Annotated in this window: 24 protein-coding genes and 1 tRNA gene; 15 read left to right on the forward strand and 10 right to left on the reverse strand. The window is 71.9% G+C overall.

All coding sequences use genetic code 11. From position 1 onward, the window contains the following. Window positions 1–52 precede the first annotated feature (52 nt). Complete coding sequence (locus ACBJ59_RS07530) at window positions 53–1117, forward strand: PucR family transcriptional regulator (protein WP_375109406.1); 1065 nt, start codon at window positions 53–55, stop codon at window positions 1115–1117. Window positions 1118–1194: 77 nt separating this feature from the next. On the opposite strand, the gene ACBJ59_RS07535 is transcribed toward ACBJ59_RS07530, so the two are convergent. The 6 genes from ACBJ59_RS07535 to ACBJ59_RS07560 all read right to left on the reverse strand — a co-directional run bounded on the left by ACBJ59_RS07535 (window position 1195) and on the right by ACBJ59_RS07560 (window position 8478). Then, window positions 1195–4062 carry an FAD-binding and (Fe-S)-binding domain-containing protein gene (locus tag ACBJ59_RS07535; RefSeq protein ID WP_375109407.1) on the reverse strand — a complete coding sequence of 956 codons (2868 nt, stop codon included), beginning with the start codon at window positions 4060–4062 and terminating at the stop codon, window positions 1195–1197. Window positions 4063–4097: 35 nt separating this feature from the next. Further along, window positions 4098–4946 carry a fumarylacetoacetate hydrolase family protein gene (locus ACBJ59_RS07540; RefSeq protein WP_375109408.1) on the reverse strand — a complete coding sequence of 283 codons (849 nt, stop codon included), beginning with the start codon at window positions 4944–4946 and terminating at the stop codon, window positions 4098–4100. A 13-nt stretch (window positions 4947–4959) separates the two neighbouring features. After that, window positions 4960–5820, reverse strand: coding sequence for an SMP-30/gluconolactonase/LRE family protein (locus ACBJ59_RS07545; protein ID WP_375109409.1), 861 nt, complete (start codon window positions 5818–5820; stop codon window positions 4960–4962). Then, the gene (locus ACBJ59_RS07550; RefSeq protein WP_375109410.1) at window positions 5814–6584 is read right to left on the reverse strand and encodes an IclR family transcriptional regulator; all 771 of its coding nucleotides are present in this window, start codon (window positions 6582–6584) and stop codon (window positions 5814–5816) included. The genes ACBJ59_RS07545 and ACBJ59_RS07550 overlap by 7 nt, the downstream gene beginning before the upstream one ends. 59 nt (window positions 6585–6643) lie before the next feature. Beyond that, window positions 6644–7078 carry a hypothetical protein gene (locus ACBJ59_RS07555; RefSeq protein WP_375109411.1) on the reverse strand — a complete coding sequence of 145 codons (435 nt, stop codon included), beginning with the start codon at window positions 7076–7078 and terminating at the stop codon, window positions 6644–6646. A gap of 335 nt (window positions 7079–7413) precedes the next feature. After that, entirely contained in the window at window positions 7414–8478 is a 1065-nt protein-coding gene (locus tag ACBJ59_RS07560) for a hypothetical protein (protein ID WP_375109412.1), read from the reverse strand. Between the two features lie 217 nt (window positions 8479–8695). Between ACBJ59_RS07560 and ACBJ59_RS07565 the strand changes: the two genes are divergently transcribed. Continuing rightward, entirely contained in the window at window positions 8696–8992 is a 297-nt protein-coding gene (locus tag ACBJ59_RS07565) for a hypothetical protein (protein ID WP_375109413.1), read from the forward strand. A 339-nt stretch (window positions 8993–9331) separates the two neighbouring features. On the opposite strand, the gene ACBJ59_RS07570 is transcribed toward ACBJ59_RS07565, so the two are convergent. Next, window positions 9332–9408 (reverse strand) — tRNA-Pro (locus tag ACBJ59_RS07570). Between the two features lie 127 nt (window positions 9409–9535). Here ACBJ59_RS07570 and ACBJ59_RS07575 point away from each other — a divergent pair. The 4 genes from ACBJ59_RS07575 (at window position 9536) to ACBJ59_RS07590 (ending at window position 11641) form a co-directional block, all read left to right on the forward strand. Further along, window positions 9536–9928: a hypothetical protein gene (locus tag ACBJ59_RS07575; RefSeq protein WP_375109414.1), complete on the forward strand. Its 393-nt coding sequence runs from the start codon at window positions 9536–9538 to the stop codon at window positions 9926–9928. 70 nt (window positions 9929–9998) lie between these two features. Then, complete coding sequence (locus ACBJ59_RS07580; protein WP_375109415.1) at window positions 9999–10550, forward strand: hypothetical protein; 552 nt, start codon at window positions 9999–10001, stop codon at window positions 10548–10550. A 5-nt stretch (window positions 10551–10555) separates the two neighbouring features. Next, window positions 10556–11434 carry a hypothetical protein gene (locus ACBJ59_RS07585; protein ID WP_375109416.1) on the forward strand — a complete coding sequence of 293 codons (879 nt, stop codon included), beginning with the start codon at window positions 10556–10558 and terminating at the stop codon, window positions 11432–11434. A gap of 6 nt (window positions 11435–11440) precedes the next feature. Then, the gene (locus tag ACBJ59_RS07590) at window positions 11441–11641 is read left to right on the forward strand and encodes a hypothetical protein (RefSeq protein ID WP_357866276.1); all 201 of its coding nucleotides are present in this window, start codon (window positions 11441–11443) and stop codon (window positions 11639–11641) included. Window positions 11642–11739: 98 nt separating this feature from the next. On the opposite strand, the gene ACBJ59_RS07595 is transcribed toward ACBJ59_RS07590, so the two are convergent. Further along, window positions 11740–12153 (reverse strand): ATP-binding protein, encoded by a 414-nt coding sequence (locus ACBJ59_RS07595; protein WP_375109417.1) that lies wholly within the window; start codon window positions 12151–12153, stop codon window positions 11740–11742. Window positions 12154–12169: 16 nt separating this feature from the next. Further along, a complete protein-coding gene (locus tag ACBJ59_RS07600) occupies window positions 12170–12940 on the reverse strand; it encodes a SigB/SigF/SigG family RNA polymerase sigma factor (protein ID WP_364111907.1) in 771 nt (256 codons plus the stop codon). A 173-nt stretch (window positions 12941–13113) separates the two neighbouring features. Between ACBJ59_RS07600 and ACBJ59_RS07605 the strand changes: the two genes are divergently transcribed. Beyond that, window positions 13114–13470 carry an STAS domain-containing protein gene (locus tag ACBJ59_RS07605; protein WP_364112428.1) on the forward strand — a complete coding sequence of 119 codons (357 nt, stop codon included), beginning with the start codon at window positions 13114–13116 and terminating at the stop codon, window positions 13468–13470. Window positions 13471–13552: 82 nt separating this feature from the next. On the opposite strand, the gene ACBJ59_RS07610 is transcribed toward ACBJ59_RS07605, so the two are convergent. Beyond that, on the reverse strand, window positions 13553–14269 hold the full coding sequence (locus tag ACBJ59_RS07610) for a GAF and ANTAR domain-containing protein (RefSeq protein ID WP_364111909.1): 717 nt from the start codon (window positions 14267–14269) through the stop codon (window positions 13553–13555). A gap of 59 nt (window positions 14270–14328) precedes the next feature. On the opposite strand from ACBJ59_RS07610, the gene ACBJ59_RS07615 reads away from it, so the two are divergent. The 8 genes from ACBJ59_RS07615 (at window position 14329) to ACBJ59_RS07650 (ending at window position 23909) form a co-directional block, all read left to right on the forward strand. After that, entirely contained in the window at window positions 14329–16161 is a 1833-nt protein-coding gene (locus ACBJ59_RS07615; protein ID WP_375109418.1) for a SpoIIE family protein phosphatase, read from the forward strand. A gap of 106 nt (window positions 16162–16267) precedes the next feature. Then, window positions 16268–17371: a glycosyltransferase gene (locus ACBJ59_RS07620; protein WP_375109419.1), complete on the forward strand. Its 1104-nt coding sequence runs from the start codon at window positions 16268–16270 to the stop codon at window positions 17369–17371. 85 nt (window positions 17372–17456) lie between these two features. Further along, window positions 17457–18890 carry an AAA family ATPase gene (locus ACBJ59_RS07625; protein WP_375109420.1) on the forward strand — a complete coding sequence of 478 codons (1434 nt, stop codon included), beginning with the start codon at window positions 17457–17459 and terminating at the stop codon, window positions 18888–18890. Between the two features lie 22 nt (window positions 18891–18912). Beyond that, window positions 18913–19632, forward strand: coding sequence for a glycoside hydrolase family 16 protein (locus tag ACBJ59_RS07630; protein ID WP_375109421.1), 720 nt, complete (start codon window positions 18913–18915; stop codon window positions 19630–19632). Between the two features lie 432 nt (window positions 19633–20064). Next, on the forward strand, window positions 20065–20835 hold the full coding sequence (locus tag ACBJ59_RS07635; protein ID WP_375109422.1) for an alpha/beta fold hydrolase: 771 nt from the start codon (window positions 20065–20067) through the stop codon (window positions 20833–20835). A 94-nt stretch (window positions 20836–20929) separates the two neighbouring features. Then, window positions 20930–22057: a mandelate racemase/muconate lactonizing enzyme family protein gene (locus ACBJ59_RS07640; RefSeq protein ID WP_375109423.1), complete on the forward strand. Its 1128-nt coding sequence runs from the start codon at window positions 20930–20932 to the stop codon at window positions 22055–22057. 3 nt (window positions 22058–22060) lie between these two features. Continuing rightward, window positions 22061–23182, forward strand: coding sequence for a mandelate racemase/muconate lactonizing enzyme family protein (locus ACBJ59_RS07645; protein ID WP_375109424.1), 1122 nt, complete (start codon window positions 22061–22063; stop codon window positions 23180–23182). Between the two features lie 10 nt (window positions 23183–23192). Next, on the forward strand, window positions 23193–23909 hold the full coding sequence (locus tag ACBJ59_RS07650; RefSeq protein WP_375109425.1) for a FadR/GntR family transcriptional regulator: 717 nt from the start codon (window positions 23193–23195) through the stop codon (window positions 23907–23909). The last annotated feature ends 16 nt before the right edge of the window (window positions 23910–23925 follow it).

Here is a 23925-nt window from a genome sequence, read left to right on the forward strand (position 1 = left end):
CAGAGGGGGCCATCGACGGGCGTAACGCCGGTTGTGGCAGGCTGTCGTACAAATGCACAACTCGACCGACCTACAAGAGATCGTCGACGAGATCGCCGCCCGGCTGGGCGCGTCCGCGACGCTGGAGGACCGCTCGTTCCGGCTGCTGGCCTACGGAGCGCAGCACGGTGACATCGACACGGTCCGCCAGGAGTCGATCCTGCGCCGCCGCGCCACGGGGGAGGTGCGCGAATACTTCGAGCGCTACGGCATCGCCCGGGCGAGCGGCCCGGTCCGGATCCCCGCGGACGCCGAGCTCAAGGTCCTGGCCAGAGTGTGCTGGCCGCTGCGCCACGCGGACGTCACCTACGGCTACCTGTGGCTGCTCGACTCGGGCGAGCTGACCGACGAGACCCTGCGGGCCGCCGCGCCGCTCGTGGCCAGGGCCGCCGCGGCGCTCGCCCAGGAGGCCAGGAGCAGGCAGGACCTCGGGCGCGGCCTGCGCGCCCTGCTCTCCGCCGATCCCGAGGAGCGCGCCGGCGCCTCCATCGAGGTGCCGGGCCCGGTCGCGGCCATCGCCGTACGCGAGTCGCAGGAGCGCGTCGCGGCCCTCTGGACGCTCCCGCGCGGCGTCGTGGCCCGCCCGGGCTCGCCGGTCGCCCTGCTGGCCCCCGCCCACCTGGCGGGCGAGGTGGCGCAGACCGTCCAGAGCGCGTACGGCACCGCCGCCGGCATCGGCGCGCCCAGGGCCGACCCGGCCGACGCCTGGCTGAGCTGGCGCGAGGCCCGCCAGGCCCTGCGCATCGCCGAGCACTTCCCCCGCCACGCCCCCATCGCGCGCTGGGAGGACCTGGGCGTGCACCGCCTGCTGGCCCGGCTCGGCCAGGCGGACCTGCGCGAGCTCGCCGCCGAGACCACGGCGCTGGACGCCGAGCTGGCGCACACCGTGGAGGTCTACCTCGACCTCGGCGGCCACGTCCAGAAGACGGCCGCCGAGCTGGGCATCCACCGCCAGACGCTCTACTACCGGCTGGGCAAGGCCGAGCGCCTCACGCACCGCGACCTGTCCGACGGCGACGACCGCCTGGCCGTGCACCTGGCACTGAAGGCGGCCCACCTGCGCAACCTGGACGCCTGAGCGGCCCCTGCGAAGTCTCCTTAACCTTCCCGGCCGACCGTGCGGCGCGGGCGCGGCCGCTCGGCCGCCGTCCTCGCTCAGCCGGTGGCGCGGTCGAGGAGTTCGAGCAGGTGGTGGTACGGCTTGCCGGTGGCGCGGGTCAGGCCGAGCTCGCAGGTGCGGTTGACCGAGGCGTGCGCGGCGAACTCCCCGGCCCGTACGGCGGCGGCCTCCGCCCGGGTGGCCGAGGCGGTCAGCTCGGGATGGAGCAGGCCGCGGTCGCCGGCGAAGGCGCAGCACTGCCAGCCGTCGGGGACCACCACCTCGTCCGCGACCGCCTGGGCGATCCGCGTGATCGCGGCGTCCAGGCCCAGGCGGGTGGAGGAGCAGGTGGGGTGCAGGGCCAGGGAGGGCAGTCGGCGTTCCACCCGGAGGCGGGGCAGGAGGTGCTCGGCGGTGAAGGCGACCGCGTCCAGCACCTGGAGGACGGGCCCGGCGCCTGCTCCGGTGGCTGCTCCGGCTCCTGTGTCGGTGCCTGCTCCGGCGCCTGTTTCGGCGGAGGCGACGGCGACGAGGCGGTGGAAGCCCTCGGTGCAGGAGGCGGCGTCGCTGACGACCGGGATGCGGCCACCGTCCGTGGCCCCGAGGAGCGCGTCGCGGACGCGGTCGCTCATCTCCTCGAAACCGTCGGCGTACCCCTTGGACGACCAGGGCGTGCCGCAGCACAGGCCGCCGATCCCCTCGGGCACGTGCAGCCGCACGCCCGCCCGCTCGGCCAGCCGGGCGAACGCGGCCATCACGCCGGGGCCGCCGTCGGCCGGGGCGAAGAGGGTGTTCAGGCAGGACGGGACGTAGACCGCCTCGGCTCCGGGGTCCGGGGCCGGGCGGCGGCGGGTCCCGCCGCGCGGCAGGTCGCGGGTCCACTGAGGGACGGTCTCGGAGCCGACGATCGCGCGGGCGGCACGGCTGGCGGCTTCGGGGAGAGCGGGCGGGGTGGCGGCGGCGGTGTCCAGGCCGAGGTTCATCGCCCTGGTGACGCCGTCCCAGTGCTTGGCGGCCGTCTTCCAGCCCCGCTGCGCGGCGCGGCCGTGCCGTTCCGCGCGCAGGCGCTTGGTCAGGTCGCCGGTGTTGATGCCGACGGGGCAGGCGGTGGCGCACATGCCGTCCACGGCGCAGGTGTCCACCGCGTCGTAGCCGTACTCCTCCCGCAGCCGGCGGGCCAGCTCGTGGTCACCCGCCTCCTCGGCGGCGGCGAGCTCGCGGCGCAGCACGATGCGCTGGCGGGGAGTGGTGGTCAGGTCGCGGCTGGGGCAGACGGGCTCGCAGTAGCCGCACTCGACGCACCGGTCGACCTCGGGCTCGACGGTGCCGACGGACTTGAGGTCGCGCAGGTGGGCGTCGTCGTGGTCGGTGAGGACGACGCCCGGGTTGAGGGTGCCCGCCGGATCGCACAGGCGTTTGACCTCGCGCATCACCTCGTACAGCTCGTCGCCGTACTGGCGGCGGACGAAGGGGGCCATGACGCGGCCGGTGCCGTGCTCGGCCTTGAGCGTGCCGCCCCGCTCCAGGACGGCGGTCACCATGTCCTCGGTGAAGGCGGCGTAGCGGTCGAGGTCGGTGGCGAAGCGCTCGTTGAGCATGAAGTGCAGGTTGCCGTCCTTGGCGTGGCCGAAGATCACGCTGCGCTCGTAGCGGTGCTCGGCGAACAGCGCGGTCAGGTCGTCACACAGGTCGGCCAGCGCGGGGACGGGGACGGCGACGTCCTCCAGCAGGGCCGTCGTGCCGCTGGGGCGGGCGCCGGCGACGGAGGCGTACAGGCCCTTGCGGATGTGCCACAGCCCGGCCCGGCCGCCCGCGTCCCTGCTCAGCCGGGCCGGCGCGGCCGTCTTGAGCTGGGCGAACACGCCCTCGGCGGCCCGCTCGCGCGCGGTCAGCAGGTCGGGGTCGGACTCCTGCCATTCGATCAGCAGTGCGGCGTGCTCGGCGACGGTGAGCGTACGCAGCAGGTCGTCGGCCTTGGGGTCGGTCTGGGCCACCCGCAGCGACTCGGCGTCCAGCAGCTCGATCGCGGCGGGCCCGGCCGCGACCAGATCGGGCATGGCGGCCATCGCCTCCCGCAGGGTGGGGAAGACGAGCAGGCCGGTGGCGGCCAGCCGGTGGGCGGGCACCGTGCGCAGCACGGCCTCGGCGACGAAGCCGAGCGTGCCTTCGCTGCCGATGACCAGGTGGGCGAGGATCTGCGCGGGCGAGTCGTGGTCGAGGAAGCTGTTGAGGCCGTAGCCCATGGTGTTCTTCAGCGAGAACTGCGCCTGGACCCGGCGCACCGAGTCGGGGTTGCCGCGTACCCGGTCGCGCAGCCTGACCAGGCCCTCGGCCAGCTCGGGTTCGAGCGCGCGCAACCGCTCGTCGGCGTCGGGGGCGCCGGTGTCGATGAGGGTGCCGCTGGGCAGCACCACCGTCATCGACTCCAGCGTCCGGTACGTGTTGGCGTGCGTGCCGCAGGTCATGCCGCTGGAGTTGTTGGCCACCACGCCGCCGATCGTGCACGCCGACTCGCTGGCCGGGTCGGGCCCGAGCTTGCGGCCGTAGGGGGCCAGGCGGGCGTTGACCTGCCGGAGCACCGCGCCCGGCTGCACCCGTACCCGCTGCCCGTCGTCCAGCACCTCGATCTCGCGGAAGTGCCGGCGCGTGTCCACCAGCAGGTGCTCGCTCACCCCCTGCCCGCTCAGGCTGGTGCCGCCCGAGCGGAACGTCAGCGCCAGGCCGGTCCGCAGCAGCGCCGCGACCTGTCCGGCGCTCTCGGGCACCAGCACGGCCTGCGGGGTGAGCAGGTAGTGCGAGGCGTCGTGGGCCATGCCGAGCCGGTCGCTCACCCGCGATCGGGTGATCCCCGGCACGGCCGCCTCCACGGCGGCCAGAACGTCGGGAGCCGGAGCGGTCAGCCGCCGCGGTTCAGGGTGGTTCACGCTCGTGCTCTCTTCGTTCGTCGCGGCCGCACGCGTCATCGGGGGCCGATGACCTGCTGGCGCTGGGTGCCGAGCCCGTCGATGCCGAGCTCCATGACGTCGCCGGGCTGGAGCCAGATCTGCGGGTCGTGGCCCATGCCGACGCCGGGCGGGGTGCCGGTGTTGATGAGGTCGCCGGGTTCCAGGACCATGAACTGGCTCAGGTGGTGCACGATGACGTACGGGTCGAAGATCATCGTCTTGGTGGTGCCGGTCTGGCGGCGCTCGCCGTTGACGTCCAGCCACATGCCGAGGTTGGTGACGTCGGCGATCTCGTCCGGGGTGACCAGCCAGGGGCCGGCCGGGTTGAAGGTCTCGGCGGACTTGCCCTTGCTCCACTGGCCGCCGCGTTCCATCTGGAAGGCGCGCTCGCTGACGTCATTGACCACGCAGTAGCCGGCGATCGCGTCCTTGGCCTCCTCCACCGTGTCCAGGTAGGAGGTGCGGCGGCCGATCACGATGCCCAGCTCCACCTCCCAGTCGGTCTTGGTCGCGCCGCGCGGGATGCGCACGTCGTCGTACGGGCCGACGAGGGTGTTGGGCGACTTGGTGAACAGGATCGGCTCGTCCGGGACGGCCTGGCCGGTCTCGGCGGCGTGGTCGCTGTAGTTGAGGCCGATGCACAGGATCTGGTGCGGCCGGGCGATCGGGGCGCCGATCCGCTCACCGGCGAACTCCCGGCGCCGGCCGGTGGCGACCCGGTCGGCGAGCAGGGCGACGCCGCCCGCCGCGAAGAACTTCTCGTCGAAGTCGGGGGTGACGTCGGAGACGTCGATGTAGTGGGTGTCGTCCACGCGGACGACGGGCTTCTCGGCGCCGGGTGCGCCGATGCGCATGAGATACACGGTCGTTTCTCCGTTACTTGGAAATCCAGTAGGGCGTGGGCAGCCCGCGGACGCCCACCTTCGCGGTGAACAGGCGGCCGTCGCCGGGGCCGGGGCCGGTCAGGCCCTGGATGGAGGTGGTGATGACGAGGGTGTCGAGGTCGGGTCCGGCGAACGCGGCGCTGGAGGTGTGCGGGGCGCCGGTCTCGACGGTGGCCAGGAGCTCGCCGGCGGGCGTGCGGCATTCGACGCGGTCGAGCCCCCAGTTGGCGATCCACAGGTTGCCGTCGGCGTCGGCGCACATGCCGTCGGGTTTGCCGTCGGTGATGGTGAACGCCTCCCGCCGCGGCCCGGTCTTCCCGCTGTCCGCGTCGTAGTCGCGTACCCACACCGTGCCAGGGATGGTGTCCACGCTGTAGAACCGGTCGCCGACCCAGGCCAGGCCGTTGGACAGCACCAGGTCGGTGTCGAGGTACGTCAGGCCGGTCCCGTCGAGGCGGGCCAGCACCTCCTCGCCGTGCCGATCGTCCTGGGCCAGGCTGCCGACGAGGAACCGCCCGGCCGGGTCCACGGCACCGTCGTTGAGCCGGCTGCGCGCGCCCTCGGGCAGCACCCGGGCCAGCTCGGTGCGCCGGCCGCCGGGGTCCACGCGGGTCAGCGTCTCCTTCCCGGCGACGATCAGCTCGCCGTCCTCGGAGACGGCGACCGCTCCCACCGTGGAGCCGAAGGTGTGCCGACGCGTGGCGGTGACCATGCCGTCGTCGAGCACGCCCTCGGACACGGCCCCGGCGACGATGTCCACCCACAGCAGGCGCTGCCGGGCGGCGTCCCAGATCGGGCCTTCGCCGAGGCTGTAGACCTCCGCCGATGCCGGGCCGGCGGTGAACTTCACCATGGATCCTCTCCGGAGACGAGGGCGCGGATGGCCGGCAGGTCGGCGACGAGCTTGCCGAGCGGGGTCCGGTACGCCAGGCCGCTGACGCTGATCGCGCCGCTGGGTGTCGTGGGCGAGTTCAGGTACGCCGGCACGGCCACGCAGTTCACGCCCGGCTCGTTCTCCTGGTCGTCGGCGGCGTAGCCCTGCTCGCGGATGCGTACCAGCTCGGCGTGCAGCTCCTCCACCGTGCCGATCGACCGCTCGGTCGGCCGCTCCAGCCGGCGCTCGCCCACCCAGGCGCGGACCGCCTGCTCGTCGGGGAGCGCGTGGGCCAGCAGCACCTTGCCGACGGCCGTGCAGTGCGCCGGATTACGGCCGCCCACCACCGACGTCAGCCGCACCGCCCCCGAGTCCGGGTCCAGCTTGGACCGGTAGACGACGGAGGGGCCGTCCAGCACCGCGTAGTGCACCGTCTCGCCGTGGCGATCGCACAACGCCTTGAGAATCGGCATCACGCGGACGTGGTCGGGGCGCGCCTCGTGGTGCGCGAAGGCCATCCGCAGGAACTCGTCGCCCAGCACGTACCGGCCGTGACCGTGCTGCGCCGCGAACCCGGCCCGCCGCAGCGCGGCCAGCGCACGGTGCACCGTCGGCTTCGGGCTGTCCACCGCCCGCGCCATCTCCTCCAGCCCGATCCCGTCGGGGTGCCGCGCCAGCTCGGCCAGCACCGCCAGCACGCGATCGGACCCGACCAGCTTCGGCTCGTCCATCAAATCGGACATGTTCCGAACATTAGACCATCGTTCCGCCAGACGAAAGTTCTGGCTGTGCGGCGGACCTGTCAGCCGAGTGCGGTGGCGACGATCAGGATCAGCAGCAGCACCAGCGCGCCGGCCGGGATCGTCAGCAGGGCGATGACGCAGCCCTTCCCGTTCCACGGCTGCGGCGCGGGGCCGAGGGCGCCTCGCGAGTATGCCCACATGGGGGCTCGGTATTCGACCTCGAGCGCCGTGCCCGGCTGGAGCCAGACCGTCAGGTCCGCGGGGCCGATCTGCGAGGGGAGGAAGTAGGGCAGGTGGACGTGAAGATGGTGCCGGCCGGGGGGAAGCGGGATCGTGTTGCGGCCCCATCGGCCCGGCATCAGGTGGCCGTTGAGGACGATGTTGGGCGTGAACATGGCCAGCAGGAACCCGAGCGCGTGCCGCTTCACGTCGAGGACGAGATGCGCCTGATGGGGTGGCGGGCTCCATGGTGCGTGCGGCCTGGGGGGATGCATGGCGCACATGCTAGTGGCACCCCGAACGCACATGATCTCCCTTCGAACCGCCTGAAACTGGTGACATACCGGCGACATACCGGCAGCCGCTCGCCCGGGAGGGTCGCCCAGCGTCCTTTGATGTGCGGCCAGCACCGCGGTGGACGCCGGGACGCCGGGACGCCGGGACGCCGGGACCCGGGACGCCGGGACCCGGGACCCGGTGCCGGAGCAGGCCGCCGGCCTCCGGCGGCGCGCTGCCGTACTCGGGCGGGCTCCGGGCGAGCCGGATGGGGCGGGCTCCGGGTGCGTCAGTGCGCGAAGCGGTAGCCGAAGCCTGAGCGGAGCGCACCCGTTCAAGGCAGGTTGCGGAAGACGCCTGATGCCCTGCCGATCAGCCCGGTGGCCAGGAGCGGGCCGCCCGGGACGGCCGTCAGCGAGGTCAGTTCGCCGCCGGACGGAACCCTGCTCCAGCGGCCGGCGGGGTCGCGGTGGGCGAGGGCGGAGTCGTACCCGTTGATGTCGGTGGAGCCGACGAACCAGTGGCCGCCCCTGCCGTCGGGGACGGGCGGGAGGCCTCGGACCATGCGACCGGCCTTCGCGGAGGTGTCCTCGCTGCGCCAGTCGGAACCGGCCTGGAAGAGCAGGAACGACGACGCCCCGATCTCCCCGGTGATCCAGACGCCGGACGGGTCGGCGGTGATGGCGGTCAGCTGGGGGCCGCCCAGGTGAGGCGGGAAGTCGTCGGACGGGGGCGGGGCCTTCGGCAGTGCCGGGGTCAGGTCGACCCGCGTCCAGACCTCGCCGTCGAAATGGTGCACCCAGGGCCCGGCGCCGTCGAGGGCCCAGACGTCGGAGGCGGAGCGGGCGCTGACCCGGAAGGCGTGGAAGGAGAGGCTCCGCTCCGACCAGGTGGTGCCGTTGTAATGCCACATCTTGTGATCGCCGAAGATCCGTACGTCGTTGTCCGCGGTGACGGCGAGACTCCCGCCCGCGCCAGGCGGCGCCTGGACGACCGCCCAGACGCGGCCGTCCCAGCGCAGAACAGAGCCGCCGGCCGTCACCCACACGTTGGAGGGACCGGACGCGGCGACCGAGCCGACATCGCCGAGCTTCACCGGGAAGTCGCTTCTCGTCCAGCGATTGCCGTCCCAGTGGAAGGCCGTGGGGCGGTGCGGGCCGTCGGCTACCGGGATCCACGCGGCGATGCCGAGAATGTCCCAGCCGAAGGCCCAGGCCTCGTGCTCGCCGGTGGCGATGACCTGCCCGTACGTGACCGACGACTGACCGGCCACCAGCTTCCACCGGTCGTTGCCGTCGTCCCAGGGAGCGGTCAGCCAGATCCACAGCCCGACGACGGCCACACCCACCGCAGCCCACCAGAGCCACGGACCGATGATGGTCACCGGCTTCCACAACATGATCGGAGTGTATGAAGGCCCCCGGAGCGGCACATGAGTATGCGTACTCAGCTCAGCTGGCACAGCGGAAAGGCAAGTTCGACAAGCCATTCCGCTGTCGGGCTGCGGCGTGGTGCAGGCACGGCGCGAGGCACCCGCTGACCGTCCCCGCACCGCCACGGTCGGCCCTGCGGTGCGGGGTGCGCACGGCTGGTACAACGGCTGGTACAAATGGGGCATGCGTGAATCCGCCGGGTATCCCCCGCAGCCGAACGTGCCGTCGGCCCGGCGCGTTCACAGCCGGAGGTACCGTGTGTGGGCCCACGTGCTCCTGTGGACGCCGATCGCGCTCACGGTTGTCGGTGTCGTCCTCGGCCTGGGGCTGTTCGCGGCCGCCGACGCCGACCCGACGTACAGCTCGTCGGCGCTCGGCTATCTCGGCCTCGTCGTGTGGGGCGGCCTCGCGGTCATGTCGCCGGTCCTGCTCGGGTCGTTCATCGCCGGCCTGGTCATGCTGATCCGCACGCGCAACTGAGGACGCGGCGGGACGCGGCCCCGCCGCGACACGCTCCAGGCTGGTCGGCCGCCCGCCCGAGCCGCAGACCAAGGCCGACACGCACGAGCGGTCCGACGGTGGCACGGTAGGGGATCGAGCCGGAGCCCGGCGGTCGAGGCAGAGAAGGTCACGGCGCTGTCAATTCGCCTCGTCGGCCACAGCGGCACGGCGGTCACCGAAGCCGTCTACCGCAAGCGGATCCGCCCCGTACTCCTGCAAGGAGCTGCGGCGATGGACGATCTCTTCGCCCGATAGCCACTCAGCAATGCGAAAGGGTGCCACCCTGTTGAGTGACACCCTGCTCGACCAGCGAAACCCTGGTCGGGACGACAGGATTTGAACCTGCGACCCCTTGACCCCCAGTCAAGTGCGCTACCAAGCTGCGCTACGTCCCGGTTGTGTCGGCCGCCCCCTGCGGGGCGGGACGTCATAACCTTAGCGCACATCGGAGGTGTACGCGTACACGGAGAGCGGGAGCGGAGGCGGCCAGTGGGGCGCAGGGCGACCATTGATCGGAGGGAGTTGGCCAGGCTCGTCGCCGAGGGCATGAGCGTGCAGGAGCTGGCCGTTCACTTCGGGGTCAGCGAGTCAGGGGTGCTGCAGGCCAAGCGGGCCGCCGGGCTGGCCAAGCCGATGCTCGACCACAGCGCCGCGCTCCCGTGGAAGATCGCCCGCGCGCACACCCAGTCCGGGCCCGCCACCAATCTGCGTAACCTGTCGGCGGCGGCGCAGGGGAAGCCGCCGGCCGCCGAGCGGTTGAACACCGCTCTTCGGTGGGCTCAGCGGCTCGTGGATTCGGGGCTCGACGTGCGGTACGACGCCACGGAAGGGTTCAGCGAGGTCCCTGCGCCACCAGCGGGCTCACATGTCGCAACCGTGCTGGCCGCGGCCAGGGAGGGGCTGGAAGCCCGCTGAGGCGGGGAGTTTCGACCTGCCTGTTCGAGGGCAGTCGCTGGTCTCAACACAGAGACCGGAGGCGAACATCATGACCACCTGGGCATGGGTGGCCGTCGTCGTGGTCGCGGTGGTGGCGCTCGCCGCAGTGGGTTACTTCGTGCTGCAGCAGCAGAAGCGCCGCACTCATCTCCGCGAACGCTTCGGCCCGGAGTACGAACGCATAGTCGCCGAGCACGACAACAACCGCCGGGAGGCGGAGCAGGAGTTGCTCAGCCGCGAGCAGCGGCATTCTGAGCTCGACATCCGCCCCCTGACGGAGGAATCGCGCGAAACCTACGCCAACCGGTGGACCGAGGTACAGGAACGCTTCGTGGACGCCCCCGGATTCGCGGTGACGGAGGCCGACCAGCTTGTCACGGCGGTCATGGCGGAGCGGGGCTACCCGACGGAGAACTTCGAGCAGCGCCTGTCCGACCTGTCGGTGGGGCACGCGGCGACACTCGATCACTACAGGACGGCTCACGAGATCAGCGGGCGCGCGGCCAGGAAGGAGGCCTCCACCGAGGACCTCCGGCAGGCCATGGTGCACTACCGCGCGCTGTTCGAGGAGCTGCTGCACGAGACCAGCCGAGGACGGTGAACGATATGAGCAGCGACGAGCTGAAAGTGCCGTCGCAACGCCACGATGTGACCGAGGACGATCACACCGACAAGGACCACGACCCCGACAAGGACCACGACCCCGACAACGACCACGACCCCGGTAACGACGCCCGCGAACACATCGCCGACGACACCGGCAACCCCACTGGCAACGACAGGGACCCGGCCGGCAGGAACGACCTCGCCGACGACGAGGAGCTGGCCCGTAGCGAGGCCCGCACCGAGCAGCTGCCCCGGACCGACGACGAGCCGGTGGCAAGTGGGTCCCGCGTGGACGACGAGCCGGTGGCGGGTGCTACCCGCTTCGACGACGTGCCGGCCACCGGCAGTCCCCGCGCCGCCGACGAGTACGCCGCCGCCGTCCCCGGTGCCGTCCCCGCCCCCGCCCCCGGCGGCGCGTACGACGACGACCCCTCCTACCGCGACCCGTACGCCAGGACCGGCGGCGACATGCTGACCGAGCCCGGCGCCCGGACGGTGGACGACGACGTCGACCCCGCCCACGCCACCCCGGCCGCGACCGGTGAGACGCCGGCCCACGCCGCCCCCGACGACATCGTCCTGTTCGACCAGGACCCCACCCAGGTGCAGGCCCGCTGGCGCGACCTGCAGGCCTCCTTCGTGGACGACCCGGGCCAGGCCGTACAGCGTGCCGACGGGCTGGTCGGCGAGGTGGTGGAGTCTCTCACCAGTACCTTGACCAGCCGCACGAGCGCCCTGCGGGACCGCTGGAAGGACGCCGAGAGCACCGACACCGAGCAGCTGCGCCTGGCGCTGCGCGACTACAGGACCGTCCTGGAGCGCCTGCTCGCCCTCTCCAGCAAATCCCCGGGGCAGTTCCAGAGTCAGGGAATGAGGTGACATGACATGCTCGCGGTCATCGCAGCGATCATCTTCGGGCTGGGCTTCCTGCTCGACCTGGTAGGCGCGACGATTCCCGGCGGGTTCTCCGGCATGACGTTCGTCCTGCTGGGGCTGACCCTGCTGGCCCTGCACCAGGCAGGCGTCGGCACGGCCAGCATCCGCACCGGGTACAGCAACTGGCGCGGCGGCAGGGCTCGCCGCTAGGAGTTCGCACGGAACAGGAGCGGCGCGAGGGGCCGGCAGGCCCCCCGCGCCGCTCGCGTCTCAGCTCGTTTCAGCTCTGGCGTTCCAGCTCTGGCGTTTCAGCTCTTGCCGGGGAAGCGCATGATGACCGTGCTGCCGCCGCTGCCGACGCGCAGGGTCAGGTCCGAGGAGAGCAGGCGGGCCACCCACAGCCCCATCCCGCCCACCGAGCCCGGCATGGGGCCCGGCTTCCAGACGCCCTCGTCGTGCACCTCGACGATCAGATCGCCGCTGACCGCCCAGGTACGCAGGCTGGCATGGCCGGCCCCGTGGGTGACGGCGTTGGTCGCCACCTCGTTCACAGCGATGACGAAGTCGCCGATGGCCTCTTCCGGCATGCCGACGGTACGGGCCTCCTCCTCGGCGAACTGCCGGACCTGGGGAAGGTCCGGCAGCCGGAAGCGGAGCTTCTTCACGGGCGCGCCGGGTGGCGGGCTCGTGTAGCCCGACTGAGGCTCGACGTCCTCGTTCACCCGGCGACCGCCTTCGTCAGCCGACCAGCTCTGTGCGTAGCTGGTCGAGAACCTTGCGCAGGATGCGCGAAACATGCATCTGGGAGATTCCGAACTCGGCCGCGATCTCGGCCTGCGTCATGTTGCCGAAGAAGCGCAGCAGCAGGATGTGCTTCTCGCGGGCGGGGAGGGCGTCGATCAGGGGCTTGACGGCCTCCCGGTCGACCATGTTGCTCAGCGTGTCGTCGTCCTCGGGGATGACGTCGCCCAGGGAGGCCGCGTCGTCGTCGGTGCCGAGGGGCGCGTCGAGCGACAGGGTGCTGTACGCGGCGGAGGCGTCGAGCGTGAGCAGGACGTCCTCCTCGGTGATGTTCATCTTGGCGGCCAGCTCCGCGACGGTCGGGGACCTGCCCAGGTCCTGGCTGAGGTCGGCGACGAGCCGGTTGAGCTCGGAGCGGCGCTCCTGGTAGAGGCGGGGCACCCGGATGGCCCAGGTGCGGTCGCGGAAGTGGCGCTTGACCTCGCCGGTCATCGTCACGACCGCGTAGCCCCTGAATGCGTGCCCGAGGCTCGGGTCGAAGCCGTTGACGGCCTTCATCAGGCCAACATACGCGGCCTGGAGGAGATCCTCCAAAGGTTCGCCGCGATAGCGGTATCGCCGGGCTATCTCCATGGCGAGCGGCCGGTGCATCTCGACGATGCGTTCGCGCAGGCGCTCCCTGTGGCTGTCGGGCGTCTCTTCCCTGACCATCTCGGCCAGGAGTTCTTCCGCGGTCATCTCCTCGAGGACGTATTCCTGCACAGCCATCGCTGCTCCTCATATGGATCGCAGGCGGCCTCACACAGGAAAAAGCCCATGCAGAGGCACGCCTCGCTCTACTCTCGAGACCGAAGCCCTCTGCTGGACTTCGGATCCAGTCTCCCCCATCTGGCGGGAAGTATTCCTCGATCGCGTGGTGACAGTAGGGTTGCCCCGTGACAATGCCCGAGAACGGCGAGGGGCCAGTGGCGGCCCTCAGCCTCACGTCGTCGACCGTGGACGAGATCACCGTGGTCAGAGTCGATGGCGTGCTCGACGCCACGACACGCGAGCAGTTCGCCGACTATCTGTCGATGGCCGGCTCGGACCTGATCCTGGACCTGGCTGGGGTGACGTTCATGGATTCGCGCGCGCTCGGGCTCATCGTCCATCACTGGCAGACCAGCCTGGCGGCGGGGGCCAAGTTCGCGCTGATCGGCGTCGAATACTCCAAGTCCAAGGTGATGTGGATCACCGGGCTGGCGCAGCGCCTGCCCCTCTACGACACGCTGGACGACGCGCTGGCGGCCATGAAATAGCCGGGGAACAGCCCGGCGACGACAACCCGGCGACCGCAGCTCAGCGACTACAGCTCAGCGACTACAGCTCAGCGAAACAGGCTCAGCGTCGCGACTTGCGCTGGTGCTCCTCGACCAGGAGCCTGGCCAGGTCGGCGACCTTGACCTGGTGGTGCTGGGAGATCCTGCGCAGCTCCTCGAAGGCGGCCTCGGAGGTGCATCCGCTGGTCTGCATGATGATGCCCTTGGCCTGGTCGATCACCGACCGGCCGGCCAGGGCCTCCTGGAGCTGCGCCGCGTCGGTGCGCACCTCCTCGAACTCCCACATGTTGGACATGGCCACGCCGACCTGCTCGGCCAGCATGTCGGTGAGCGAGCTGGTCCCCTGCGGGGAGAACGCCCCCGGGCGTACCGAATAGAGCCCGACGATCAGCAGCGCGGGCGACACCTCGATGGGGACGACGAGCACCGAGCGCACGCCCCAGCGGGTGGCCAGCGCGTCGTAGCGGGGCCAGCGGGTCTCCTTGAGCACGTCGGTCACGATGGCGCGGCCGCCGCTCTGCCGGGCCTCGATGGAGGGGCCCTCACCGAGCTCGCGCTCGCCCTCGACGAGCATGATGAGCTCGCTGTGCGAGCCGGAGACCAGGACCCGATGGTCGCGCCAGTGCTCGGCGGAGGCTCCGGAGCAGCCGGGGACGCCCGCCGTCAGCGCCGTGGTCAGGCCACGCAGCACGCTTTCGGTTGAGGTGTCCTCGCCGAGCCGCCCCAGTGCGGCGAGGTCACGGGCGAGACCAGGGGTGATCATCGCGGTTGATTCCATAGCAACAAGCCTCTACCCCTTATGGCTAGCATTATCCCGGGTGGCGTAGCGTTCAGACCATGACCATGCCGGACCTCGAACACGCGCTTGACGCTCTTGCCGGGCGCGTCTCCTCGTTGCGCGAGGCGAGGGCCGCGTACCCCGCCGACCTGGCGCCCACGCTCGACGCCGCCCTCGCCGAGCTGGACACCGCCGCAGAGCTGCTCGCGGAGGCCCGCGAGGAGCTGCGCAAGGCGCCCAAGCGGGCGGGGGGCAAGAAGGACGGCGCGCAGCGGGAGCTGAAGCTGCTGCGCCAGGTGTTCAGGTCCTTCCCCGTGCCGGTCATCGTGCTCGACGGCGGTGGCGTGGTCAGGCGGATCAACCCCGAGACCTCCCGGGTGCTGGGCAGCCCCGACGGCTACCTGGTGGGCCGGTCGTTCCCGCTGCTCGTGGACGTGTCGCGGCGGGCGGCGTTCCGGTCGCACCTGACGTCGGTGCTGCAGACCGGGCAGCCGTCGGCGTTCGAGACGCGGCTGGCGCACCAGGGCCGCACGCACACCGTGCAGCTCGCGATGACCAGGCTGACGATGCCGGGCGAGCCGCAGCAGATGGTGGCGGCGGTGGCGCTGCCGACCGAGGTGCAGCTCCCCGAGCCGGGCACGCGCCGGCCCGAGCAGTCCGACGGTGCGCTGCTGCTGGCCACGGCCAAGCGGCAGGACCTGCTGGTCAAGATGGCCAGGCTGCTGCTCGACGAGGAGGCGCTGCTGCGCCCCGTCGCGCTGCAGCGGGCGACGCGGCTGCTGGCGGCCGACTGGGCCGACTGGGTGGTCGCCGACATGGTGCGTGACGGGGCGCCGCGGCGCTCGGTGGTCATGGCGCCGAAGAACCATCCGCTGGGCGACCTCGTGCGCCAGGCGGAGTCGGCCGACCCGGCGAGCAGCCAGGTCGTGCTGCAGGTGCTGGAGCGCGGCTCCGGCGTGGTGCTGGAGATGGTGGACGACGAGACGCTGCTCGGGTTCTGCGCCGACGGGCCGCTGCTGACCGCGATGGCCGCGGGGTCGATGCTGAGCGTGCCGATCGGCCGCTCCGACGGCGTGCTGACGCTGGTGCGTACGCACGACAGGCCCCCCTTCGCGCTGGCCGACCTCGCGGTCATGCAGGAGGTGGGGCTGCAGATCGGCCTGGCGGTACGCGCCCAGAGCAGCTTCCAGAGCCGCTCGCGGGCCGCGGACGCGCTGTCGGCCAGCGTCGCCCCGCGCAACCTGCCCGACGTGCCCGGCTACGAGGCGGCGGCCGTCTACCATCCCGGGTCGTCGGTGGGCGCCGAGTTCTACGACGTGTTCCCCGTCCTGGGCGGGTGGGGCTTCGCGCTGGGCGGGGCGGCCGGCAAGGGCGAGGAGGCGGCCTCGGTCAGCGCCATGGTGCGCGGCGGGCTGCGGGTGCTCAGCGTCTGGGAGGACGACCCCGACCTGGTCATGCGCAAGGTCAACGAGGCGCTGGTCGCGCAGGGCAGCGGCATGTTCGTGATGGCCGTGGCGGGGTTCGTGAAGGGGCGCGAGATCCGGCTGTCGTCGGCCGGGCACCATCCCGCCGCGATGTTGCAGTCCGACGGCGGCGTGCGCTTCGCCGCCGGCGGCGGCGTGCCGCTGGGCATCTCGCCCGAGGCGGAGACCGGGGTGGAGGTGCTGACGGTCGCCGCGGGGGAGACGCTGGTGCTCTATTCGGAGGGGCTGATCTCCTCCAGGAACGAGCTGGGCGAGCCGTACGGCGAGGACCGGCTGGCCGACGTGCTCAGCCGGTGCACGGGCCAGGCGCCGTCCACCGTGGTCAAAGCGGTGGAGGCGGACCGGCACGCGTTCTCGGGCGGCCAGGTCTGGGACGAGATCGTGGTTTTCGCGCTCCGAGGTGTCTGATCTGCGGGGGTTTGCGATTGGCAGAAACCTGGGTAAGGTCAAAGTCATAGACCGACGTGCCTAAGACGCAGGCACACCTTGAAGGCTTTCCACGCTGAGGTGTGCCATGAATATCGCGATCGTCGCTTCCGCCAACGGCAATCAGAATCACCGCATCCTGTCTGTCGCACGCGAACTGGGACGCGAGCATCACGTCACCGTCTACTCCCGCCGTGACAACGCCGAGGGCAAGCCCAAGACGCGGGTGGCCCCGGGAGTCACGCTGGAGCACATTGACGTGGGCCCCGCCCAGGAGCTTGCCGCCGACGCGCTCGTGCCCTATCTCAACGAGGTCGGCAGTCATCTGATGCGCCGGTGGAGCCAGGACCGGCCCGACGTGATCCACGCCCACTCGTGGACCGGCGGATTGGCCGCCGTGGCCGGCGCCGAGGGGCTGGGGGTTCCGGTCACGCAGACGTTCCACACGGTCGACGCCACGCACATGGAGCTGGAGCGGGCGCTGGGCCGCCGGGCCGACGCGGTCATCGCCGGCTCCGGCGACGAGGAGTCGGCGCTGATCCGGCTGGGCGTGCCGCGAGGCAACATCGCCATCGTGCCGTACGGCGTGGACACCGAGCGCTTCCAGCGCCGCGGCGCGGTCGCCACGCGCGGCACGCGCAAGCGCCTCCTGCACGTGGGGCCGCTCTCGATCGACCGCGGCGCGCACACCATCGTGCGGGCGCTGCAGGGGCTCGGCGACGTCGAGCTCGTCATCGCCGGTGGTCCCGAGCCCGAGGACCTCGACGAGGACAGGGACGTGCGCCGCCTGCGCGCGCTGGCCGACCAGCTCGGCGTGGGCGACCGGGTGACGCTGCTCGGCCAGGTGAAGCGGGCCGCGGTGCCCAAACTGATGCGCAGCGCGGACGCCGTGGTGTCGGTTCCGCGCGAGGCCGTGACGGGGATCGTCGCGCTGGAGGCGATGGCCTGCGGCGTGCCGGTGATCGCCTCGTCCGTCGGCGCGCACCTCGACTCCATCATCGACGGCGTCACCGGGCTGCTGGTGCCGCCGGACCGGCCCGCGCGCACCGCGCGGCTGGCCCGCGAACTGCTCTACGACCCCACCCTGCGGACCGCCCTGGGCTACGCGGGCGCCGACCGGGCGCGCTCGCGCTACTCCTGGGAGCGGGTGAGCCAGGAGCTCGTACGGGTCTACGAGGCGGCCTGCGCCTGACGTCGCGAACCATACTCCGGCAGGTGGCACCCGCCACCTGCCGGCACCATTTCCAGACCGCCCCCGCTGTGCCAGTGTGGCGCGCATGGAGATCGATGAGGCACGATCGCTGGCACGCGCGCTGCAGCGGCTCGTCCACGAGGCCCACGGCCTGATCGACGAGTCCCGGCCGGTGCCCGAGCTGGTGGCCAGGGTGACCGGGCACCTTTCCTGCGCGCTGAAGGACCTGGTCTGCGTCACGCAGAGCTTCCGGAACTGGGAGCACGCCAGCCTCCAGCGCGGCGTGGACGCGTACCTGGCGGAACGCGGCGAGCCCGCCTGGTACGGCGTGTCGGGCCAGGGCCGCGAGCACAACGACACGATCGACATCCTGACCGCGGCCAACCGCGGGTTCGAGCGCTTCGAGCCCGGCGCCGTCGACTACGCCACCACGGCGATCGGCTCGGACGAGACGATCGAGGTCGTGACGTTCGGCCTGGTCGAGACGACCGCGCCGGACGGCGCCCCGATCGTGGTGTGCCTGCGCGGGCCGGCCGAGATGTTCGGCAGGGAGGGCTGCAGGGTCGAGGTGATCGCCGCCACGCGGGCGAGCGCCACGGCCGCCAGGGAGGAGATCGAGCGGCAGATGCGCCGCCACGACGTCCTGCGCGGCCAGATCCTCACGTTCGGCGTCTCGGAGCACCGGGGCAACAGCCTGGTGACGTTCCTGCCGCGCCCGGCGCTCGGCCCCGAGCAGGTGATCCTGCCCGACGGGGTGCTGGAGACGATCGAGCGGCACGTGGCCGGCATCGGCCGGCACGCGGAGGCGCTGCTGGCCCGCGGCCAGCACCTGAAGCGGGGCCTACTGCTGCACGGCCCGCCCGGGACCGGCAAGACCCACACGGTGCGCTACCTGATGGGCCGCATGCCGGGCGTGACGGTGGTGGTCATGGCCGGTACGGCGCTGCGCTTCATCTCCGAGGCGGCCACCATGGCCAGGCGGCTGCAACCGGCCATCGTGGTCGTGGAGGACGTGGACCTGGTCGCCCACGAGCGCCGCTTCTCCGACGAGGGCAGCCCGCTGCTGTTCACGCTGTTCGACGCGATGGACGGGATCGGCGCCGACGCCGACGTCACGTTCGTGCTCACCACGAACCGGGCCGACCTGCTGGAGGACGCCCTGGCCAACCGGCCGGGACGGGTGGACCTGGCCGTGGAGGTGCCCAAGCCGGACGCGGCCAGCCGGGCCGCGCTGCTGCGCCTCTACGGCGCCGCGGGGCTCGCGGAGGAGGACCTGGAGCCCCTGGTCGCCCGGACGGAGGGGATGACCGCCTCGTTCTTCAAGGAGTTGCTGCGCCGGGCGGTGCTGGAGTCCCTGGAGGCGGATCCCGCTCCCGAGGCCCCCGCCGCCGCCCACCTGACGGCGGCGCTGGAGGAGATGCTGCGCGCCCACGAGTCCCTCACCCGGACGCTGCTCGGCGCCCGGGGTGGCGATGGGCCCAGAGTGGCTTATGGGCCGGATGGGCTGTTATCAGAGTGAAATCTTTGCTTCGATGGTCCGCATGCCTACACGCAGTCCGATCTTGGCGGCGGTGGCGCTCGCGGGCGTCGCCGCCCTTCCGCAGACCGCGCACGCGCAGACTCCGAGCTGGGGCGAACCCGTCCTCGTGGAGAACTTCAACGGCTCCTCGATCAACACGAAGCGGTGGATGATCTACCACTCGCCCCAGGCGGAGCGCAACCCCCGCACCGGCCGGGCGGCCACGGTGGCGAACGGCGCCCTGCGCCTCAAGGGCGGCATGTACGGCGGCAAGGACCTGTCGGGCGGCGTGGCCACCCGGCTCGCCCAGCAGTACGGCCGCTGGGAGGTCAGGTTCAGGGCGGAGGCGGGCGCCGGTTACACGCCGGGGGCGCTGCTGTGGCCGGTCTCCCAGGGCGAGGGCGCGGGCTACGCCGAGATCGACTTCGCCGAGATCGTGGACCCGAAGCGGCAGGGCGGCGGCATCTTCGTCCACAGTGGCCACGGCCGCGCCCAGCGTCAGCTCCGGGCGGACTTCACCAGGTGGCACACGGTGGCGGTGGACCGGCTGCCGGGGCGGCTGACGTTCTGGCTGGACGGGAAGAAGGTCTGGGACTACCGGGGCGCGCACGTGCCCGACGGCGGCCGGATGGGGCTGGCGCTGCAGAACGACGTGGTGTGCGAGCCCCGCTGCCGCGACTCCGCCACGCCCGCCACCGTCTCGATGTACGTGGACTGGGTGAAGGTCTACAAGGCCCGCTGAGGGCCGCTCACCAGCAGCGGGATCCTTCGTGAGAGGCTCGCCGGCCGCGTCGCCGCCTTCTACGCCCGGGAATATGGCTTCCCGCCGGTGGCCGGGCGGGTGCTGGGTTACCTGTTCATCTGCGAGCCGCCCCAGCAGACGATCGCGGAGATCGGCGAGGCCCTCATGGCCTGTCACGCTCGACCCCCGGGCGCTCGACCCGACCGGTTTCGCCGGCGCGGTCTACCGGGAGCAGGCGGAGCTCGCGCGAACGGCGCTCGGCCTGCTGAAGGACGGCTCCTCCGAACGCCGGGCCATGCTCGAGGAGGGTGCCGCGTTCTACGACTTCCTCGCGGAGCGGATGCCCGCTCTGCTCGCCGAGTGGCACGAGAAGCGTGCCGCCCTCGGCCACCGCCCCTGAGCGGCGTCATCACCCATCGAAGGGATCCCCCCATGTCGCGCGAACTCACCATCCCCGCAGCGGACACCCGGCTGCACGGCCTCGACACCCCCGGCGGCGAGCCCGCGCTGCTCTTCCTGAACGGCGGCTTCGCCACGCAACGGCACTGGAAGCCCGTCATCCGGCGGCTCGGCGGCAGGCGCCGCACGGTCACCTTCGACGCGCGGGCGCGCGGGAAGTCGGGCAGGTCGTCGGACTACTCGACCCGGGGCGCCATCGACGACATCGGCCGCGTGATCGACGCCGCCGGGTTGACGCGGCCGATCCTGGTCGGCTGGTCCCACGGCGCGACGATGGGCGTGCGCTACGCCACCGAGAACCCCGACCGGGTCGGCGGGCTCGTGCTCGTCGACGGCGCCTACCCGATCAGGATGTTCGACGAGGCGGGCAAGGAGCGCGTGCGCACCCAGTTCAAGCGGCTGGCCTGGCTGATGCGCATCGCGGCCTTACTGGGCCGGTCGGCCAGGATGAGCCCGGCCGAGACGGCCCGGGTCGTCATCGAGATGGACGCGCTCAACGGCGAGTTCGAGGCCGACTTCGCCGCCATGCGGTGCCCGGTCGCCTTCGCGGTCGCCAGCGGCGCGCACTCCGGCTCCACGGAGGAGGAGAACGCGCGGATGCGCGCCGCCGTCGCCAGGGCCACCGCGGCCAACGAGCTCGTGACGGTCTACGCGACCGCGCCCTGCAACCACGTCCAGGTCATCGCCAAGGACGCCGGCCTGGTGGCCGGCGCGATCGAGGACGTCGTAAAGCGGGCGGCGTGACATGGTCCGACCGAGGTCGGTGGTAGTTGTCATATGACTTATGGATTTGTACGATGACGTACGACTTCGCCGCCGACCTCCTGAAGGACCTCCCTTGGCCTCCGACCGCATCCGCCACGTCTCCCTCTCCTCCGTCACGCTCCCGCTCGACGTCCCCGTCAGCGACGCCAAGGTGCTCACCGGGCGGCAGAAGCCGATGACCGAGATCGCCTTCCTCTTCGCCGAGATCGCCACCGAGGACGGCCACAGCGGCATCGGCTTCAGCTACTCCAAGCGGGCCGGCGGCCCGGCGCAGTACGCGCACGCCAAGGAGGTCGGGGAGAACCTGATCGGCCAGGACCCCTCCGACATCGGCAAGGTCTACGAGACGCTGCTGTGGGCCGGGGCCTCGGTCGGCCGGTCGGGGGTGGCCACGCAGGCGCTGGCCGCTGTCGACGTCGCCCTGTGGGACCTGAAGGCGAAGCGGGCGGGGTTGCCGCTGGCGAAGCTCCTGGGGGCCTACCGGAACTCGGTCCGGACGTACAACACCTCGGGCGGGTTCCTGCACGCGCCGATCGAGGAGGTCAAGGCCCGCGCCTCCCAGTCCCTGGCCGACGGCATCGGCGGGATCAAGATCAAGGTGGGTCAGCCGGACACGCGGGAGGATCTGCGGCGGCTGGCTGCGGTGCGGGGGCACATCGGGGATGGTGTGCCGTTGATGGTGGATGCCAATCAGCAGTGGGATCGGGTCACGGCGTTGCGGTTCGGGCGGGCGGTGGAGGAGCTCGGGCTGGTGTGGATCGAGGAGCCGCTGGACGCGTACGACGCGGAGGGGCATGCGCAGCTGGCCGCGGCGCTGGACACGCCGATCGCCACGGGCGAGATGCTCTCCAGCGTGGCCGAGCACGTACGCCTCATCGAGGCCCGCGCCGCCGACATCATCCAGCCGGACGCCCCGCGCGTCGGCGGCATCACGCCCTTCCTGCGCCTGGCCACGCTCGCCGACCACGCGGGGCTGCAGCTCGCGCCGCACTTCGCCATGGAGATCCACCTCCACCTGGCCGCGGCCTACCCGCGCGAGCCCTGGGTCGAGCACTTCGAGTGGCTCAACCCGCTGTTCAACGAGCGGCTGGAGACCCGCGACGGGCGCATGATCGTGCCGGACCGGCCGGGGCTCGGGTTCACGCTCAGCGAGCAGTGCCGCAAGTGGGTCGTGGACGCGGTCGAGTTCGGGAAGGCGTGAGCCGTGCGCATCGATTCGGTGCGCCTCGGGCACTACGCCGTGCCGCTCGCGAACCCGGTGAGCGACGCCAAGGTGGCCACCGGACGGCAGCGGCCGCTGTCCCAGATCGACGTCCTGACCTGCGAGATCACCACGGACGACGGGCTGGGCGGGCTGGGGTTCTCCTACACGACGCGGGCCGGGTGCCGGGCGCAGTTCGCGCACGCCAGGGAGGTCGCCGGCAACCTGCTGGGGGAGGATCCCTCCGACATCGGGCGGATCTATGACCGGCTGCTCTGGGCGGGAGCCTCGGTCGGCCGGTCGGGGGTGGCCACGCAGGCGCTGGCGGCCGTCGACGTCGCGCTGTGGGATCTGAAGGCGAAGCGGGCGGGGTTGCCGCTGGCCAAGCTCCTGGGGGCCTACCGCGACTCGGTGCGGGTCTACAACACCTCCGGTGGCTATCTCCAGGCTCCCCTTGAGGAGGTGAAGGAGAAGGCCGGGCAGTCGCTCGGCAGCGGCATCGGCGGGATCAAGGTCAAGGTGGGTCAGCCGGACACGCGGGAGGATCTGCGGCGGCTGGCTGCGGTGCGGGAGCACATCGGGGAGGGTGTGCCGTTGATGGTGGATGCCAATCAGCAGTGGGATCGGGTCACGGCGTTGCGGTTCGGGCGGGCGGTGGAGGAGCTCGGGCTGGTGTGGATCGAGGAGCCGCTGGACGCGTACGACGCCGAGGGGCACGCGCAGCTGGCCGCGGCGCTGGACACGCCGATCGCCACGGGCGAGATGCTCTCCAGCGTCCCCGACCTCGTACGCCTCATCGACCTGCGCGCCGTCGGCTACCTCCAGCCCGACGTGCCCCGCGTCGGCGGCATCACCCCCTACCTCAAGGTCGCCGCGCTCGCCGACCACGCCGGCCTCCAGGTCGCGCCGCACTTCGTGATGGAGATCCACGTGCACCTGGCCGCGGCCTACCCGCGTGACTCCTGGGTCGAGCACATCGAGTGGCTCTCGCCGCTGTTCCGGGAGCGCCTCGACATCGAGGGCGGGCGCATGATCGTGCCGGACCGGCCGGGGCTCGGCCTCAGCCTCGCCGAGGAGGCGCGGGCCTGGCGGCTCGACGACTTCCGCACCTCCAAGGGCCGGTAAATTGTCCTCCGTGCCGCCAGATCAGAGGCTCGACCGCGACACCGGCCGGGGGCTCGCGCACGAGCTCGTCGAGCGGCTCAAGGCCCGCATCCTCGCCGGGGAGATCCAGCCCGGGCAGAAGCTCCCGACCGAGTCCTCGCTCATCCAGGAGTTCGGCGTCAGCCGTACGGTGGTGCGCGAGGCCGTCTCCCGGCTGCAGGCCGCCGGGCTCGTCGAGACGTTCCAGGGGCGCGGGTCGTTCGTGCTGGCGCTGCCCGCCGCCACGGCCTTCTCCGTGGAGGCGTCGGAGATCCGCACCCATCGGGATGTCCTCGACATGATCGACTTCCGGATCGGGGTCGAGTCGGAGGCGGCGGGGCTGGCCGCGGATCGCCGGACGGATCTGCAGCTCAAGGCGATCGAGCGGGCGCTGATCGACCTCGGGCGGTCCGGCGAGCAGCCCGGGAACGCCGTGGAGGCGGACTTCGAGTTCCATCTGAAGATCGCGCTGGCCTCGGGGAACCGGTTCTACTCCGACCTGCTGGGCTCGATCGGGCCGATGATGATCATGTTGCCGCGGACCCGGCTGGAGCATGTGTACACGGTCTCGAACGCCACCCACTTCACGCGGGTGACGCTGGAGCACGAGAACATCTACCGGGCCATCGCAGGGCAGGACTCGGCGGCGGCCCGGGCCGCGATGCGGCTGCACCTGTCCAACTCCCGGGCCCGCCTGCAGGCGCCTTGACCTGTCCGGCGAGGCC

It is taken from the genome of Nonomuraea sp. MTCD27 (assembly GCF_041950495.1).
In the GTDB taxonomy this organism is placed as follows: Bacteria; Actinomycetota; Actinomycetes; order Streptosporangiales; family Streptosporangiaceae; genus Nonomuraea.